The organism is Exiguobacterium sp. Helios, assembly GCF_014524545.1.
In the GTDB taxonomy this organism is placed as follows: domain Bacteria; phylum Bacillota; class Bacilli; order Exiguobacteriales; family Exiguobacteriaceae; genus Exiguobacterium_A.
Window position 1 is genome coordinate 959,303 of record NZ_CP053557.1, and the last position, 17,193, is coordinate 976,495.

The 17,193-nt window shown below is 44.7% G+C and carries 21 protein-coding genes; 8 read left to right on the forward strand and 13 right to left on the reverse strand.

The genetic code is table 11. The annotated features are described in order from the left end of the window. Positions 1–53: 53 nt before the first annotated feature. Positions 54–1,160, reverse strand: coding sequence for an ABC transporter ATP-binding protein (locus tag HNY42_RS04980; protein WP_026829104.1), 1,107 nt, complete (start codon positions 1,158–1,160; stop codon positions 54–56). Between the two features lie 122 nt (positions 1,161–1,282). Then, positions 1,283–2,116, reverse strand: a complete 834-nt coding sequence (locus HNY42_RS04985; RefSeq protein WP_188005199.1) for a PucR family transcriptional regulator — start codon at positions 2,114–2,116, stop codon at positions 1,283–1,285. A gap of 70 nt (positions 2,117–2,186) precedes the next feature. Between HNY42_RS04985 and HNY42_RS04990 the strand changes: the two genes are divergently transcribed. Then, a complete protein-coding gene (locus HNY42_RS04990) occupies positions 2,187–3,323 on the forward strand; it encodes a DUF445 family protein (RefSeq protein WP_131503857.1) in 1,137 nt (378 codons plus the stop codon). Positions 3,324–3,343: 20 nt separating this feature from the next. After that, positions 3,344–3,721: a YlbF/YmcA family competence regulator gene (locus tag HNY42_RS04995; protein WP_012369586.1), complete on the forward strand. Its 378-nt coding sequence runs from the start codon at positions 3,344–3,346 to the stop codon at positions 3,719–3,721. Between the two features lie 46 nt (positions 3,722–3,767). Here HNY42_RS04995 and HNY42_RS05000 read toward each other — a convergent pair whose 3' ends face one another. The 3 genes from HNY42_RS05000 to HNY42_RS05010 form a co-directional block, all read right to left on the reverse strand. Continuing rightward, positions 3,768–3,986 carry a YhzD family protein gene (locus HNY42_RS05000; protein ID WP_131503858.1) on the reverse strand — a complete coding sequence of 73 codons (219 nt, stop codon included), beginning with the start codon at positions 3,984–3,986 and terminating at the stop codon, positions 3,768–3,770. A 57-nt stretch (positions 3,987–4,043) separates the two neighbouring features. After that, positions 4,044–5,123, reverse strand: a complete 1,080-nt coding sequence (gene dinB, locus HNY42_RS05005) for a DNA polymerase IV (protein WP_251135825.1) — start codon at positions 5,121–5,123, stop codon at positions 4,044–4,046. A gap of 69 nt (positions 5,124–5,192) precedes the next feature. After that, a complete protein-coding gene (locus tag HNY42_RS05010) occupies positions 5,193–6,104 on the reverse strand; it encodes a magnesium transporter CorA family protein (protein WP_131503860.1) in 912 nt (303 codons plus the stop codon). A gap of 111 nt (positions 6,105–6,215) precedes the next feature. On the opposite strand from HNY42_RS05010, the gene HNY42_RS05015 reads away from it, so the two are divergent. Then, positions 6,216–7,136, forward strand: a complete 921-nt coding sequence (locus tag HNY42_RS05015; RefSeq protein ID WP_131503861.1) for an HD domain-containing protein — start codon at positions 6,216–6,218, stop codon at positions 7,134–7,136. Positions 7,137–7,192: 56 nt separating this feature from the next. Further along, positions 7,193–8,215, forward strand: coding sequence for an NADPH dehydrogenase NamA (namA, locus tag HNY42_RS05020; protein ID WP_131973264.1), 1,023 nt, complete (start codon positions 7,193–7,195; stop codon positions 8,213–8,215). A 63-nt stretch (positions 8,216–8,278) separates the two neighbouring features. On the opposite strand, the gene HNY42_RS05025 is transcribed toward namA, so the two are convergent. From HNY42_RS05025 to HNY42_RS05040, 4 genes are all read right to left on the reverse strand, one after another. Next, positions 8,279–9,193: a peptidylprolyl isomerase gene (locus tag HNY42_RS05025; RefSeq protein ID WP_131503863.1), complete on the reverse strand. Its 915-nt coding sequence runs from the start codon at positions 9,191–9,193 to the stop codon at positions 8,279–8,281. A gap of 269 nt (positions 9,194–9,462) precedes the next feature. After that, positions 9,463–10,032, reverse strand: coding sequence for an HTH-type transcriptional regulator Hpr (locus HNY42_RS05030; RefSeq protein ID WP_012369593.1), 570 nt, complete (start codon positions 10,030–10,032; stop codon positions 9,463–9,465). A gap of 84 nt (positions 10,033–10,116) precedes the next feature. Further along, complete coding sequence (locus HNY42_RS05035) at positions 10,117–10,458, reverse strand: hypothetical protein (protein WP_131503864.1); 342 nt, start codon at positions 10,456–10,458, stop codon at positions 10,117–10,119. Positions 10,459–10,581: 123 nt separating this feature from the next. Next, the gene (locus HNY42_RS05040; RefSeq protein ID WP_131503865.1) at positions 10,582–11,007 is read right to left on the reverse strand and encodes an HIT family protein; all 426 of its coding nucleotides are present in this window, start codon (positions 11,005–11,007) and stop codon (positions 10,582–10,584) included. A 129-nt stretch (positions 11,008–11,136) separates the two neighbouring features. On the opposite strand from HNY42_RS05040, the gene HNY42_RS05045 reads away from it, so the two are divergent. Next, positions 11,137–12,207 carry a TcaA second domain-containing protein gene (locus HNY42_RS05045; RefSeq protein WP_188005200.1) on the forward strand — a complete coding sequence of 357 codons (1,071 nt, stop codon included), beginning with the start codon at positions 11,137–11,139 and terminating at the stop codon, positions 12,205–12,207. Positions 12,208–12,281: 74 nt separating this feature from the next. On the opposite strand, the gene HNY42_RS05050 is transcribed toward HNY42_RS05045, so the two are convergent. From HNY42_RS05050 to HNY42_RS05060, 3 genes are read right to left on the reverse strand one after another with little or no spacing between them, the layout of a single operon-like run. Next, complete coding sequence (locus HNY42_RS05050) at positions 12,282–12,533, reverse strand: GlsB/YeaQ/YmgE family stress response membrane protein (protein WP_012369597.1); 252 nt, start codon at positions 12,531–12,533, stop codon at positions 12,282–12,284. Positions 12,534–12,566: 33 nt separating this feature from the next. Then, positions 12,567–12,818, reverse strand: coding sequence for a GlsB/YeaQ/YmgE family stress response membrane protein (locus HNY42_RS05055; RefSeq protein WP_012369598.1), 252 nt, complete (start codon positions 12,816–12,818; stop codon positions 12,567–12,569). 51 nt (positions 12,819–12,869) lie between these two features. After that, the gene (locus tag HNY42_RS05060; protein ID WP_026829092.1) at positions 12,870–13,121 is read right to left on the reverse strand and encodes a GlsB/YeaQ/YmgE family stress response membrane protein; all 252 of its coding nucleotides are present in this window, start codon (positions 13,119–13,121) and stop codon (positions 12,870–12,872) included. 332 nt (positions 13,122–13,453) lie between these two features. Between HNY42_RS05060 and HNY42_RS05065 the strand changes: the two genes are divergently transcribed. Both HNY42_RS05065 and HNY42_RS05070 read left to right on the forward strand, forming a co-directional pair. After that, positions 13,454–14,194, forward strand: a complete 741-nt coding sequence (locus HNY42_RS05065) for an ABC transporter ATP-binding protein (protein WP_114596501.1) — start codon at positions 13,454–13,456, stop codon at positions 14,192–14,194. Continuing rightward, on the forward strand, positions 14,191–15,330 hold the full coding sequence (locus HNY42_RS05070) for an ABC transporter permease (RefSeq protein ID WP_131503867.1): 1,140 nt from the start codon (positions 14,191–14,193) through the stop codon (positions 15,328–15,330). The genes HNY42_RS05065 and HNY42_RS05070 overlap by 4 nt, the downstream gene beginning before the upstream one ends. Positions 15,331–15,393: 63 nt before the next feature. Here the strand turns inward: HNY42_RS05070 and HNY42_RS05075 are convergent, their stop codons facing one another. Further along, complete coding sequence (locus tag HNY42_RS05075; protein WP_165871663.1) at positions 15,394–16,692, reverse strand: ammonium transporter; 1,299 nt, start codon at positions 16,690–16,692, stop codon at positions 15,394–15,396. A 117-nt stretch (positions 16,693–16,809) separates the two neighbouring features. On the opposite strand from HNY42_RS05075, the gene HNY42_RS05080 reads away from it, so the two are divergent. Beyond that, the gene (locus tag HNY42_RS05080) at positions 16,810–17,112 is read left to right on the forward strand and encodes a MerR family transcriptional regulator (RefSeq protein ID WP_012369603.1); all 303 of its coding nucleotides are present in this window, start codon (positions 16,810–16,812) and stop codon (positions 17,110–17,112) included. The last annotated feature ends 81 nt before the right edge of the window (positions 17,113–17,193 follow it).

Consider the following 17,193-nt stretch of genomic DNA (forward strand, 5'->3'; position numbering starts at 1 on the left):
AAAAGACTGCCCACGAATGGACAGCCTGACTGCGGTTACTGAACTCTTAAAGATTAACGGATTGTTGCTTCTGTTGCTGCATCGAAGAAATGCGCTTTTGTCATGTCGAAGAAGAGGTCTAAATCTGAACCCATCTCGACGTGTGAACGCGAGTCGACACGTGCTGTGAACGCTTGGTTACCGACTTTTGAATAGAGGTAAGACTCGGCTCCCATGAGCTCAGATACTTCAATGTGTGCCGGGAAACGGTGAGCTGTCTGTGTATCTTGATAGATCAACTCAGCATGAATATCTTCCGGACGGATTCCGAGAACAAGATCTTTACTTGTGTAGCCACGTTCGCGGAGGACTTTCATCTTACCTTCAGGAACTTCAAATTTCTCTTCTGTACCTGTGACATGGAAGAGACCGTCTTCCGCGAGTTTACCTGTCAGGAAGTTCATTGACGGCGAACCGATGAAACCAGCAACGAACATGTTATCCGGGTGGTCGTATACTTCTTTTGGTGTTCCGACTTGTTGAATGAGTCCGGCTTTCATGATGACGATCCGAGTCGCAAGGGTCATCGCTTCCGTCTGATCGTGCGTCACATAAATCGTCGTCGTTTCAAGACGTTTGTGCAACTGGATGATTTCCTTACGCATCTGAACACGTAGTTTAGCATCCAAGTTCGAGAGCGGCTCATCCATCAGGAAGACTTTCGCATCACGGACGATGGCACGGCCGATTGCGACACGCTGACGTTGTCCACCAGAGAGGGCTTTCGGTTTACGCTCCAAATATTCTTCGAGTCCGAGAATACGTGCTGCATTGTCGACACGCTGTTTGATTTCGTCTTTCGGGAACTTCCGAAGTTTCAGACCAAATGCCATGTTGTCATATACGTTCATATGTGGATAAAGGGCATAGTTTTGGAAGACCATTGCGATATCGCGATCTTTAGGTGCTACATCATTCATTCGTTTTCCATCGATGACGAAATCTCCGCCTGAAATTTCTTCGAGACCGGCAATCATCCGTAATGTCGTCGATTTACCGCAACCTGATGGTCCGACGAAAACGATGAATTCTTTATCTTTAATATGAAGGTTAAAATCATCCACTGCTTTTGCTGTTCCTGAATAAACTTTATCAATATGCTCAAGACGAATATCTGCCATGTGTACATCCTCCTGTAAATTAAGTAATCGGTTACTATAACGCTTACAAGACTTAGTATAGGAGAACTGGTACGAAAATCATATGGACAACATGCCTGAATGTAAACGTTATCATTTGGTCACTATGCTACAAGAAGAAGCGTATAAAGAAACATCGCACCCTCGAACGACCGGATATCGATTTCCGTCTGTTCCGTGAGCCGGTCGAGCCGGTACTGAAGACTGTTTCGATGTAAAAAGAGATGTTTAGCCGTCAGTGAAACATTCAAGTTGGCGCGGCAAAAGGCATCAATCGTCTCGCGTGATTCGCGTTCGAGCGGTGTGATGAACCGTTCGATCAAGTCATCGCGGATATCTGTCGACAGTAACGTCAACCGCATCAGGGCAGGCAGGAACCGTTCAATGTGTAATAAGGGAAGTTCACGTAAAGCAGCCTGCTCTAACCGGAATTGAGCTGCCAGGTCTCCGGATTGGCGTTGTTGGCCGATCAAGACCTTGCCGTCCATCAGAAAATCAGACTGGAGAGCTGTAAAAAAATCATGTAAATCATTTTCTGTGACAGACTCTTCCCGTTCAATGACGACAAGACGATTGGATGTTAACGGGATGATCCAACTCGACGGATGAAAAAAAGAAGTCAGCAGTTGTTGCAAATCTTCGCCGGTCCGGACGTCAAGTTGTTCAAATAAGAAATGAATCATCCGAAACGGGTCTGCTTCTTCACTGTGCTGTTGTTCCAACCGATGACGCCACGTGACAATCTGATCGGAATCAGACGTAACGACCCGTTCTGCAATCAGGTCGAGTAAGTCGAGTTCACGAGGGGTAAGAATCATATTTTCAATCCCGAAACGAAGTCCATCGGCTAACTGATATACGGTATACTTATCGGTACAGTACACGGTAGGATCGGTGGAGAGATGATCCTTAAATAAGACGGTTAATTGATGTAACATACGAGGCGCCTCCCTAAAAAGTTCTACTAAGACTTTACCACAATACCAAAATCGGAAGGAACGAGGATCTATGCAAGTAGAAGTTGATTTGGTCATAAAGATGATTGGAATGATCATCATTGGAGCATTGATTGGAGCAATCACCAATCATCTTGCAATCCGGATGTTATTTCGTCCGCTTGAAGCAAAGTATATCGGCAAGTACCGCATTCCATTTACACCGGGTTTAATTCCAAAACGTCGTGACGAACTAGCGGCGAATCTCGGACGAACAGTCGTCAAACATTTATTGACTCCGGAAGGAATCAGCAAGCGGCTTCAGCAACCGGTCGTATATGAAGCCATTACCCGGATGATTCAGCAGGAGTTACAGAAGTGGACGCGCTCGACGAAAACGATTCGCGAAATTGCTGAACGATTTGTCACGAATCCGGAAGGTAAGTTACAACATCAAATGGAACAGCGGATTGATCAGGAACTAGCAACGATGGCTGTTTCGATTAAAACAGCACGTTTAACAGAAGTCATCGGGGATGGCGGAACGACAAAAATCAAGGCAGCGGTTCCCGGGATTGTTGAAGCATTACTTCACCAGACCGAACAGTACTTTGACAGTCCTGCCGGAAGAATGAAACTGGAAGAAACAGTCGCTCAGTTCATTCAAAGTAAATTAGGCGGAGGCATGTTCGGGATGTTGCTGGCTAATGTCAATCTCGTGGAAATGATTCAACCGGAACTCAAACGGGTAATACAAGGAAAGTCGACACACCAGTTCATCAGTGAAATGGTCGAACAAGAAATCAGTGTGTTACTAGAGCGGCCGGTTGAAGAACTGCTTGGAGCGGAGACGGAACGACAAATCATCGAGCGGATGAAATCAGAGATCTTAACGCGTATTCCATTGACGAAATTATGGGATACGCAATTATATCAACTACTGCAACCGCTTGAAGCCCGGATCAGTCAAGAAATGGTTCCGATGCTTTCTAAACAAGTGGTAGTCCGTCTAGTCGAACAAGTCGAACGAATCATGGCGACACTTGATCTCGAAACGATTGTTCGGGAGGAAGTCGATTTACTCGATACCGCGTATCTGGAAGAAATCGTCTTGTCGATTTCAAGAAGAGAATTCCGGGCTATCACTTGGCTTGGAGGACTATTAGGTGGTTTAATTGGAATGATACAAGCGATACTTCTTATCGTTTAACAAAATTGGAGGGTTCAAAGATGTCTGAAACAAACTTATACGATCATGCTTACACGCTAGAACGTGCACTACGCGAAACATCAGAATACACGACACTGAAGGATTTGTACGCGCAAGTCAATGCGGATCCAATGTCAAATGAGCTATTCGCTTCATTCCGCAACGTGCAACTTGAGTTACAACAAAAACAAATGCAAGGTGAAGAAATCACACCTGAGGATATGGCATCGGCACAAGCGAAGATGCTGGAAGTCCAAAACAATCCATTGATTGGTCAACTGATGCAGGAAGAACAACGTATGCACACGATGTTGACGGAAGTGACACAGATTATCATGAAGCCACTCGAAGAACTATACGCACCGATGATGGAACAAAATCAAGACGACGTTCAGTAACATCATGAGAAAGCCTCGCTTCCGTTTTATCGGAACGAGGCTTTTTTTATAATGTTTTTTCCGTTGGAACCAGGCGTGGGAGGTAAGCCCGTTCAAAATGAATCAGTTGTCCGGCGCGGGTCACACGTGCCCCGCGGTGCTCCAAGTCTGCTTCTTTCAGGCGGCGGATACCTTCTTGACGTGCCTCAGAATCGGAGGGAGCGTCAAAGGTATCATCCAGTAACGTTTGTCCTCGATCTGAAAATGCGGTAATCGTATAAAGCATGGCTGATTCCTCCTTATCCGAAATGACTAACTTAAGTGTAATGAATAGATATTCATTTTACAAGTAGGAATCAATGTCTTGCCACGTTAACTGTTTGGAGAGGGGTGGGGTTTCAAGATGACTGACGCTCATACCAATCAGGCGGATCGGACCTTTAAATTCAATTTCATTAAACAGTTTGGTCGTCACCCGGAGTAACGTTTCTTCATCAGCCGTTTCTTCTAAAAACGTATAACGTTTAGAACGCGACTGGAAATCTTCAGTCTTCCATTTAATCGTGACGGTCCGGCAGACCAGTTCTTTTTGGTTCAGTGTTTTGACGACGGACAGTGCTTCGCGTTTTAGCGTTTCGAAAATGGTATCGATATCTTCTGTATCTTCTTCGAAGGTACTTTCAGAGCCGATGGATTTCCGTTCCCGGTGCGGACGGACCATTCGCTCGTCTTGACCGTGCGCCATCGTATACAGTTCGGTTCCCCGGTCCCGACCGAGCAATCCCCGCAGTTCAGCTATCGGCGATTGTTGAATATCTGCGACCGTTTGGAAACCATGTTTCTGAAGTGTTTGCTCCGTGACTTTTCCGACTCCGTGTAAATCCCCGATCTTTAATCCGGATAAAAAAGGTAAAACATCATCCGGAGGCAACACGGTTAATCCGTTTGGCTTTTGATGGCCGGAAGCAATTTTAGCGACAAGCTTTGAGTTTGATACGCCGGCGGAAGCAGTCAAACCTGTCCGTCGTTTGATTTCAGCCAGGATGTACTGGGCAATATGCGTCGCACTTGTCATCTGCAGGTTGTTTTCTGTGACGTCCAGATAGGCCTCATCTAACGACAGCGGTTCGACAAGAGGTGTGATCTCAAGAAACAACTCCATGATTTGGGCACTGACCGCACGGTACACTTCAAAACGGGGACGCAGAAAAACGGCCCGCGGACAGAGCTGAAACGCTCGCCGTGACGGCATCGCACTGTGAATGCCGTATTTGCGTGCTTCATACGAACAGGTCGCAACGACACCCCGCGCATGAGGAGGACCACCGACGATGACAGGAACACCTTTTAAATGTGGTCGATCGCGCTGTTCGACAGAAGCATAAAACGCGTCCATGTCGACATGAATGATTTTTCGTCCCATCATCGTCTCCTCCTTTCTTTCAATCCGTTAATTCGTTACACTTAGTATAACGAACTTATGTTCTGTTATCTATTTTTTTAGTCGCGATTTTTTATTCGGCATCCGGACGAGCGCTCCTAACCAGCCGCGGCGTTTCATCCAATAAAAGATTCCGCCGGTCGTAAGGAAAATCAAAAAGAGGGCACTGGCATATCCGTATTTCCAGTCAAGTTCGGGCATGTTTTTAAAATTCATTCCCCAAATCGCACCGAGCGCCATCATCGGTGTGGCGACGGCTGTGAAAATCGTCAAAGCTTTCATGATTTCATTTCCTCTGAAGTTCGAAACGGTTGTCGACAGATCGAGCAATACTTCAATATCTTTTTGATAGTGTTCAATCAGCATCAACAGACGTTGCACCCGTTTTTCAGCCAGTTGGTAAGGTAAAGCCTCCGTATACGTATTTTGCCGAACGAAAGCTTCGGGACCTGCTAAAACAAGCTCACGGAACGGGACGACCAAGTCGGACCAGTTTTCGATGGTATCGCGTAAGCCAAAAATGCTATCAAGCGAATTTTCGTCGATGCTTCCCCGAAGCTCATCTTGTCTCAAAAACAGTTCGGTTTCAAAAGCATCGATTCCCGGGAAATAGGTATTCATTTGAAGTGATAACAGGGCATAAAAAGCTTCGAAGGGGGTCGTAGTCTCGAACGGTTCAATTAAGGAAACCGTATGTTCCGATAAGCCGATTGTAATCAGTTCCGTAGGTGAAAGATAATAACAGATGGAGCGGCGGTCACTTTTATCAGCCGGATTTTGCCAGGTTACGATGGAGCCGTACAATAAATCGAGTTCGACACGTGTAAAGTTCATATCTTTTGTCGAGAGTTGATTCAGCCAGTCCAACTTAAAGGCATCGGTTGGTGTTTCAGAATGAAAGTATTCTTCAAATTCAGCAAGTGTTAAAAAACGATGCCATGTAAAGAGTGAGTCGGATTCCATGTTTTGAGCTCCTATATAGTAGAATGGTAGAGTGACGTCTGACAGTCAGAGAACTATGTAACAGTTCCAAATCAAAATGAGTCTAGATAAATAAAAAGGATGTGTTGTGAAATGAAAGGTATCGGTCAGTTAGCAGTTGGAGAAATGCTCGATCAACGGGTCATGATCAAGCAGGCATTAAAAGGAATTGCTGCAAACGGAAAACCTTATCTGACATTGATTTTAGCAGATAAAACGGGAGAAATTGAAACAAAGATGTGGGATACGAGTGATCTTGAAAAATATGCACCGAAGTTTATCGTCCACGCGGCAGGTGAAGTGATGGATTACCGAGGACGAACACAATTGAAACTGAAGCAAATTACTGTCCTGGACGATACGAATGTGGAAGACTACATTCAATCGGCTCCTCTTCCGCGGGAACAGATTGAAACGGAAGTACTTGGCTTCATCGAATCGATGCAACATGCCGAGATGAAGAAGCTGGTCAAGCATCTGGTCATCAAGGACTTCGATGCGTATTTCACACATCCAGCCGCAGTCAAAAACCACCATGCATTTTATTCCGGTTTATCGTATCATGTCCTGTCGATGCTAAAACTGGCTGACCAAATTGCCCGTCTTTATCCTACGTTAAATCGTGATTTGTTGATTGCAGGTGTCGTCCTGCATGACTACGCAAAAATCAAGGAGCTGTCTGATCCTGTGACACCGGAATACACGCTTCCCGGAAAGCTTGTCGGACATATCTCATTAATGGTCGCAGAACTGGAAAAAGTCGGGGCGGAGTTACACATCGATGCAGAAGTGTTGACGGTCTTACAACATTTAGTCCTGAGTCACCATGGCCGTCCGGAGTGGGGATCGGCTGTCGCACCACAGATGCGTGAAGCCGAAGTATTATTTTTGATTGATAATCTGGATGCGCGAATGACGATGATGGACCGTTTGCTTGAGTATGTCGAGCCCGGACAATTTTCTGAACGGTCATTTGCGTTAGATAATCGATCGTTTTATCGTCCCAAGCTATGAAGAGATGACTTGAAGTGATTCAAAAGAATTTGAAATTGATCAGAGGAGTGAACTTCATGAAAACCAAACTGTTCGAAGCAATCCAAATCGGGGGACTGTCCTTCCGGAATCGTGTCATCATGGCACCAATGTGTATGTATAGTGCGAAAGACGATGGCCTTGTAACCGATTGGCATGTCACACACTATGCCTCACGTGCTGTTGGGGGCGTTGGAGGTGTCATCTTAGAGGCAACGGCTGTCACACCGGACGGACGAATCTCAGCAGGTGATCTAGGTGTTTGGTCGGATGAACATATCGACGGACTTCGTCGCATTGCAGATCAAGTGAAAGCGGCGGGGGCAAAAGCAGGCATTCAGCTGGCGCATGCCGGGCGGAAAAGTACGACGGCTAAACCGCCTGTCGCACCATCAGCAATCGGATTTGATGATTCATACGACCATCCGCATGAACTGACTGTGGAGGAAATCGATGTCATCAAACAACAATTCGTCGAGGCGGCACTTCGTGTCGAACAAGCGGGTTATGATTTCATCGAATTACATGGAGCGCACGGCTATTTGATTAATACATTCTTATCCCCGTTGTCGAATAAACGCCAAGATCAATACGGTGGATCAATGGAAAATCGGATGCGCTTTTTGCTTGAAATCATTGATGAAGTTCAAGCAAAAACCAACTTGTCATTATGGGTCCGGATTTCAGCAGCAGACCATGCAACAGGCGGGATGACGGCGACGGATTATATTCCGTTAGCCGAGGAACTGTTAAAACGAAAGATCGATTTGCTCGATTGCAGTTCTGGAGCGGTTGTTGCCAATGCAGTTCCGGATGTGTATCCCGGCTATCAAGTGCCGTATGCAGCTGAAATCAAACAAGCCACTGGAATCAAGACAGGAGCCGTCGGTCTGATTACGACGGCGACGCTTGCAGAAGAAATCATTCGCAGTGAACGGGCGGATGTCATCCTGCTTGCCCGTGAACTTTTGCGTCAACCGTACTGGGTCTACCATGCGGCAGCAGAACTCAAAGACGAGGTCAGTTTACCGAAACAATATGAACGGGCTCCGATTCGTTAATAGGAATAAAAGCATAACCAAAAAAATCCCTGCCTTCCATGATGGAAGCAGGGATTTTTACGCTTATTGTTGTTGCTGTTGCATCTGTTGTTGCATTTGTTGTTGTTCTTGCTTATCGAGGTCAAACGCATCCTTGAAGTCTTTGTTCTCGATTTTAACGTCGTACTTCTTCATCAATGAACGGTAGATGTCGTTTGGATTGACTTGAGCTGCTTTTTCTTCAGCTAATGCCTTTTTGATTCGATCGGATTCTTTTTCGAGCGTAAAGTCTTTTTTCTCTTTACGGTCTGTTACTTTAATGATGTGATATCCGAATTGTGTTTTGATCGGGTCAGAAATTTTACCTTCAACGCCATCCTTGAACGCATAATTTTCGAATTCCTCGACCATTTTACCTTTTGTGAAGTATCCAAGATCTCCACCTTTTGTTGCGCTACCAGTATCCGTTGATTTAGCTTTAGCGATTTTAGCAAAATCGCCGCCTTCATCAAGTTGTTTCTTGATTGCTTTTGCATCTGCTTCTTTTTCAACAAGAATGTGGCTCGCTTTTACTTCCACTTTTTCCTGATTGAAACGCTCTTCGATTTCTTTATCCGTAACTTTTGATTTTGCTGATTTTGCTTCTGTTAAGAGCATTTGTGTCCGAAGCACTTTTTCGAATTCTTTTTCGCTTTTAATACCGGCTGTTTGAAGTGTCGTATTGAACTGTTCTTTATCTGGGAACTGATCTTTTGTTTTCTTGACTTCAGCTTCTACTTCTTTATCTGTTACTTTTTTACCGTATTCTTTTTCAAGCAGTTTGTTCATCGTTTGTTGGAAAGCAATTTGTGCACCTGCTTTTTGGTACGCCTCGTCTTGGACGTCCGCTTTATTGACTTCTCCACCTTTGTAGTTGATGACAGCTTCGTCATTTGAACCACATGCTGCTAATGTGAATACACTTGCCACTGCTGCTACACTTAAAAGTTTCTTTTTCATACATACACCCCTAATTTACCATTTATTTCAACCGTTCTATCATATCATATCTTCGTTATCTTGACAGCTTTCCGCAAAATCGAAAGTGATTTGCTCTTACACCATGCTATCACATCAAGTACAGGAGGGGAGGACTATTTTTGTGGGAAATTGTGAGGCATCGCAACGTTTTGAGACAGAACGGTAAAGGGAACGTTACTTTCAAAAGACAGAAAAAACGTCCTAGGCCTCAAGGCTTAGAACGTTAACTCGAAGAATTCATGCAAAGGTCATGCTTTTTTGATCGAGTCGATCACCGGGTCTTGTGGACGCCGGTCTGCTTCTTCTGTAATCATTTTTGATGTCTCGGCAAAAATGTCCATGAAGCTGTCGCCGTAAAGACGGCGAACGATTGCTGATATGTCTGTCAGCTCTGGGAATTTACCGTAAAGTTCCTGGAGTGGTAACGAAGCACGGAAAACACCGTTCTCTTCTGGGCGGAATGCTTGAATCGTCTCAAGTAACAGACTTTCGCCTTCCGGGGTCAGTTGGACGTAGGTATTTCGTTTATCCGTCTCCTTTTTTGAAAACGTCAAAAGTCCACGGTCTTCTAATTTTTTAGAGAAGTTGAATGCAGTCGAGACGTGCATCACACCGTATTTGGCGATTTCAGAAATCGAGGCACCACCCAGTGCATGGGAAATCCATAAAATATGGTGTTCATTAATATTTAAATCAAAGGGTTTGATCCAATTTTGCCAATCTTTTTCTACCGTTTTCCATAGTGCTTTGCTCAATTGGACAATTTTATGACTGTATAACAGTGCTTCTTGTCCAGGATATAATTTTTCGTGTTCCATATCTGACTCATCCTTTCGAAAGGTGACAATGGCTCAAACGCGCAAAATGCAAACTATACAAAAACAAATCGAAGCAGCGGACCGTTATTGTTGGGGAGTAAGATGATCGACGTCTTGTTTTGCCTCATCAGCAAATTTCTGAAGACGTGCGAGTGATTCTTGAACCTCTGACTGATACTGGGAGACATCTCTTGTAACTTCCTCTTTAAAAGTCGTACCAGAAAGTTTGGCTGTCTCTATTAGATTCTTTCCCTCTTGCGTCAAATCCTGCACGTTCGTTACGATTGTAGAATAAGAATTTCGACGTTGTTTACCATTCGAAGAGTCACTTTTAGTACCTTGGCGAAGCGCCTTCAAACCGTAAAAAGTCACAAGCGACAGCGTAGCACCAAAAGCGACCCAGTTACGATGGGGACGCTTCGACATAGTTTTACCTCCTTTTGATATTAAAATATTTGTTTCGTATTATTTTACCGAAAATTCGATATTAGAAACCTATTTCGGCAATATTTCTAAAATGAGTCAGTAATTGAACGGTTTTGGGTACCGTCAGAGACGATTTTTAATGGATTCGGCGATTGTTGCCAATTCTTCAGCCGTATACTCTTCATTGTGCACTTCCCATTTCGCACCAAAGCCATCGTGTTTGTCGTGGCGCGGAATGAGATGGAGATGGAAGTGAGAAACAGATTGTCCGGCAACTTTCCCGGTGTTCGATAAAAGGTTCATTCCGGCAGCACCTGTTTCCTGTTGTAAAGCACGACTGATTTCCGGAATGGTTGCAAAAACAGCCTGTGCACTTTCTGCGGATAAATCGTAGACGTTATCAGCGTGCTGTTTTGGAATGACAAGCGTATGACCTTTCGTTACTTGTGATAAATCGAGAAAAGCCAAAACTTCTTCATTTTCAAAAACTTTATGGCTTGGGATCTCGTGGTTGGCAATCTTACAGAAAATACAGTTTTCTTTTTGCAATGGACTCACTCCTTCAGATGGATATAGCTTCAGTATACTCGACTGAATCGGTCTTGCGGGCAATTGACAAGGATATGAAGGGTTTCTAAACTAAAGGAAATCCTAAAAAAGAAGGTAGGGGAAACGAAGATGCCGTCTCGCATCACTGTATATGAAAAAAAGAAAAGACAAAATCAGCGAATCGGACTCATCGTGGGAATTATTGTACTCGCTGGTCTGATTGCTTGGATTGGATGGAGTCAACTCAAACCGGCTGCCGAACGGCAACAGACAGATCAAGTGTTTCAAAAGACGGTACAGGAACAAGACCGGGAAACGTTTCAACAATTAGTGTATCTCAACAACAAACCGTTAAAGCTTGCGGAAACAAATCAGCTCATGAAATGGTTTAAGGCAGACCCGGAACGGCTTGAACGAACTGTAGCCGAAATTAAATCTGATCAAAACAATTATCCGAAAGAAACAAAACGAACTAAGCAACAAGATTTATTTTCATTAAAAAAACAGCCGGGACGATTTTGGTTCGACACGTACGCTTTGCATTTGAATAAACAGACACTGGAAGTGAAGGTTGATACGGAAACGGCGTCCATTTCAATCGATGATGCGCCAGCAGGTAATGCGGATCAAGAGGCTCCCTTAACCATTAAACGTTTTCCGGGCGAGTATGAGGTGTCAGCACGCGTGGAAGCGAACGGAAAGACGGGACAGGCGACTGAGACCGTTCAAATAGGAGATCAGAGAACGACGACGGTTGTCTTTAAACTGGCACAACAGATTGCACCGGATAAGAAGGAACAATACGGTGTCGATATCGAGAAGCTGCTCGAAGCGGAAGTGAAGGCAAGAACCGGTAAGACGGTCGAACAGATGACGGATTATATCGGCCGAAGCCAATCCGAAGTAGAAAAATCATTTGGCCCTCCGACAAACCAGATGGCCAATAAAACGATATATGACGGATTTGAAATGGCGTATGAGAATCAGGAAGTCAAAAGTATCTTAATTGATTTGAATAAAACAACGTCTGAGCTCGAAGCAGTCGCCGGCAAGCCGGAATCTAAATCGACCGAATCAGTCGGGACGGTCTGGAAATACCCATCAAGCTTTTTTGACGACTTGTTAGGGTGGTTGAATATCAAGTTAGAAAAACGTGTCATTGAACGATCAGGTAAAATGTGGCTGGAGTTACGTAACTAAAAAAAATCCGCAGATCAAACAAAAAAACCACTAGAGACATGACGTCTTTAGTGGTTTTTTTACAGTAAACCAGATTATCGTTTGTTGACCGCACGAAGGATGAACGAAACGATTAAGATTAAGATAATTGCACCAAGGATAGCTGGTACGATTGCGAAACCGGCAACTGACGGTCCCCAACTTCCGAAAAGAGCTTGTCCGATCATTGAACCGACAAAACCTGCGATGATGTTACCGATAACTCCACCTGGTACATCTTTACCGAGAATAAGACTTGCTAACCAACCAATAATACCACCAACGATTAAAGCCCATAAGAATCCCATTTAAAACACTCCTTTTAGTTTTAGTAGTTTAAATTATTTACGACGTACTGAACGGAGAATCAACGATACGATGAAGATTAAGATGATTGCACCAAGAATAGCTGGAATGATTGCAAATCCGCCGATAGTAGGTCCCATTGAACCGAAAATAGCTTGTCCGATCATTGAACCAACAAAACCTGCGATAATGTTACCGATGATGCCGCCCGGTACATCTTTACCAATAATTAGACTAGCGATCCAACCGATTAATCCACCGACAATTAAAGCCCATAAGAATCCCATTTAAAAACACTCCTTCAATAAAATTTAAATACTAATCATTATTTCAATAAATCATTTACGACGTACTGAACGAAGAATCAATGACACGATGAAGATTAAGATGATAGCACCTAAGATAGCTGGAATAATAGCGAAACCAGCGATATCTGGTCCCATTGTACCGAAGATTGCTTGACCGATCATTGCTCCGACAAAACCAGCGACGATGTTACCGATGATACCACCTGGTACGTCTTTTCCGATGATGAGACTAGCTACCCAACCGATTAATCCACCGACGATTAAAGCCCATAAGAATCCCATTTGGAACCCTCCTTTTCTTACTTTAGATTTACCTGTTTTCAGGCAGTTGTAAACACATTGAAAGATAAAAGCATTTAAAACAATCATTTCAACCAGCGAGGTAAAAACGTTAAAATTAAAATGGCTAGACGATTATACCAGTTACCTCTTAGCGAAACTCGTATTTAAAATGCTACTTTCAATTTTTGTAAGTCGTTTTCATATATTGATGTAACGATTACACTTAGAGTAATTACCGTAAAAAGATGTATTCAAACCTTTTCTTAATAAAAAAATGACTCAAACTAGAAAAGTGAGATTGAATTGTCTAGGATGGTTAATGAAGGGAGTCGATGAGAGTGTTGTTAAAAATAAATGAGTTATCAGGAGGATATGGAGCAAAAAAAGTCCTCCATGATATCAATATATCGGTAAACCAAGGAGAACTGGTCGGCTTAATCGGTCTGAACGGTGCCGGAAAATCAACGACGATTAAACATATCCTCGGTTTGTTGCCGGTCAAGTCAGGAGAAATCTTGATCAACGGTGTCAGTTTAGAACAGGATGAACAAACATACCGGAAACAAGTCGCCTACATTCCAGAGCAACCGATGTTGTATGAACAATTGACTTTACGTGAACATTTGCGCTTGATGGCGCAAGGATATGCAGTTGAGGAAAAAAAAGCTCAGGAACGAATCGATCATTATGCAACCCGGCTTCGAATGACTAAACAGTTAGAGTGGTTTCCGAGTGTTTTTTCCAAAGGGATGAAACAAAAAGCAATGATTCTCTGCGCTTTGGTGACGGGCAGTGAGTTGTTAATCGTCGATGAACCGTTCGTCGGACTGGATCCGCTCGCCATTCGTGAATTGTTAACGATTTTCAGTGAATTAAAAGCAGATGGGAAAGGAATCCTGATGTCGACGCATATCCTGGAGACGGCAGAACGTCATTGCAATCGGTTCATCTTACTGCATGAAGGGCGAATCGCTGCAGAAGGAACAACCGGAGAACTTCGAGACCGGTACGATTTGAAGGACGGCTCCCTTGATGATATCTATGTCGCGGCCATCGAGGAGGCCGAACGATGACAAGTTCCGTTTTATGGAGTACACGATACCAGGCTGCTATGGCGGAAATGACAAAATATACCCGGTATATGGCGAACGGCGGGTTGCTGTTTACCGTCTATTTCGTCGTCTTGTACGGCCTTGTCGTGTACGGACGATTTTTAGATCAACTGGATCCGTCATTCCCCGGAAATCTGGTCATGGGAAGTCTGTTCATCTTCTTAGCCTTTTATCGCTCGACACGAACCTTTTTAACCGAAGCGGACCAAGTCTTTTTGCTTCCGAGTCTGCCACATCTTACCGGTTACATGAAGCGGGTTCGAACCTATAATGCTCTATTTGGCATGATCCGGGCAGTCATCCCGTTTCTCGCTGTCGCAGTCTTATACGTTCGGACAGAAGAAACTTCACCGATCGGATTGTTCAGTTTGTTTGCAGCCCTAAGCATGATTGGTGCCGCAGCTAACTTATCGAAACTCGAAGGGGTCGGTCATCGAATAGTCCTCTTATATGCAACCGGTGCCGGCGTTCTCGTCATGCTGGGAATGGGTTCATTCAGCATCGTGGTGACGAGTTTGTTATTGCTGACACTTCATTTGAAAAAACAGGATCAGTTACCGTTGATGGACTGGATTGCACTGGAACAGGAATCACGTGACCGTTTTTACCGCATCGCAAACTGGTTTGTCGATGTCCCACGATTGTCGACGACATATAAGCGCCGACGTCTCCTAAGTCTTTTGGTAGAAAAAATCGGGTTTGACCGTAACCGGACATTTGACTATCTGTACATGAAACAATTCATTCGAAGCACGGACGGGATCGGTTTGATTGTTCGTTTGACCTTAATCGGAGCCGTCTTCATGTGGCTTGGAAAAGACAATGAATGGTTAGTCGTTCTTGCTGTACCAGCCTTCAGCGGACTGACGAGCTTTCAATTGGCTCCGTTTACACGGGCGATCGACTCGCATCTGTTGACCCGCTTACTGCCGTTTGGAGATGCGACGGCTTCAAAACGGAAAGTTCTTCGGATTATGTCGTTTTTACAAGTGTTGATTTTGACATTGATCGGGTATCTGATCAGCGGTTTTCCGACCGTCGTCGCAGGTGCTGTTTTGGCACTCGTTGTTGCTGAATATTACGCCAGAAAAAAATAACTGTAGTATCAAAGAAAAAATCCCCCTCTGCCATTACGGCAAAGGGGGATTTGAGGATACCGCTCAATTGACTTTTTCGGTCGATTCTTCCTGTTCATACTCAGGATGCAACTCTTTGTTGACCGGTGCAGGAAGGTCGTAAGAAGCCTGTCCGTGCTCGGCAACATCGAGTCCACGCAGTTCGTCTTCCCGTGTGATCCGGAGACCGATGGTTACGTCGAGCAACTTGAGGAAGGCATAACTTAAGACACTGACTACGACGACTGCGAAGACGACACCAAGGGCTTGAACCCCAAGTTGTGTAAATCCACCGCCGTAAAACAGTCCGGCTTGTCCAATTCCTGTGATTTCAACCAGTCTCGGCGAAGCGAAGAATCCGGTAGCGAGTGTGCCCCAAATTCCGGCCACACCGTGAACAGAGAAAGCACACAATGGATCATCGACACGACGGGCAAGCAGGATGCTTGTTCCGTACGTGATGACTCCGGCCAGGAAGCCAATGACGACGGCTCCCCATGGCTCGACGAAGGCACAAGCCGCAGTGATGGCAACAAGGGCGGCTAAGACGCCGTTGATGATCGACGGGATATCTGCGACCCGGCGGTGCCAAAAGGAAATGGCGAGCGCACCAAGAGCACCAGCAGCTGTCGCAAGTAATGTCGTCAAGGCGACATAGCTGAAGAATCCGTCAGCGATCGTTAACGTCGAACCGGCATTGAATCCAAACCAACATAACCAAAGAATGAAAGCCCCGACGACGGAGTAGATGACGTTATGACCGAGTAAAGGTGTTTGTTCCGCACCAATCCGTTTTTTCAGGATCAGAGCAGCGACGAGAGCGGCAATCCCACCTTGTAAGTGGACGACGGTCGAACCGGCAAAATCCTGCATTCCGAGAGAACCAAGGAAGCCGCCGGCCCAAACCGAACGGGCGATGATCGGATAGATGATGGCGACGAAGAACGTCCCGAACAACAAGTAGACGGATAGTTTTGCCCGTTCCGCAAAACCACCCCAAGCGATCGCGAGGGATACGGCGACAAATGACAGTTGGAAGAGGAACTTGACATCGATTGTTACATTTGACCAGTCAAGGCTTGAAAACCCTCCTTGAAGGAAGAATCCTTCTGTTCCGATTAAACCTGGACCATCTCCGAACGTCAGTCCGAAGCCGATCGCCCAAAAGGCAAGGGCGGCAACGGAGAAGCTGATTAATTGTTTAACCGCGACATGCCCGGCATTTTTAGCCCGCAACATTCCTGTTTCGAGTAATAAAAATCCAATCTGCATTGTAAAGACGAGTAAGGTAGCGAATAAGACATAAAACGTATCAACCGAAACTAACATTTCTTCTAAATTCATCATCGTTCCTCCTTTATCAATTTAAAGTATGTGTTTACTTTAGACGGAAATCCTTTCCAAGAAACGTCTTGTGTCAGAAAATCTGACATGGTATTTTGAAGGAAAGGAGTGACGAAGATGAATTACCGGGAGAAGAAGGTGATGACGATTGGGATTGTCTGCGAATTAACCGGTTTGTCGGAACGTCAAATTCGTTACTATGAAGAACGGAAATTGATTTTTCCAGAGCGGACGAACGGAAAAACACGAAAGTACTCGTTTACAGACATTGAACGATTGGTAGAAGTTGCGGAAAAGATCGAAGACGGATGGCGGACACACGAAATCCGTGAAAAAGAACGGAAAGTAACGGAACAACAACGTTCGGATTTGATCCGTGGACAGTTGAATGCTGCTTTCGGACTCTATAAGAAACGGTGAACATTTGATGAACGGGTAACAGAACTGTAATTTTGTAAACGATTTATTGGCACACCGTTCTGAATTTCAGATATAATGTTT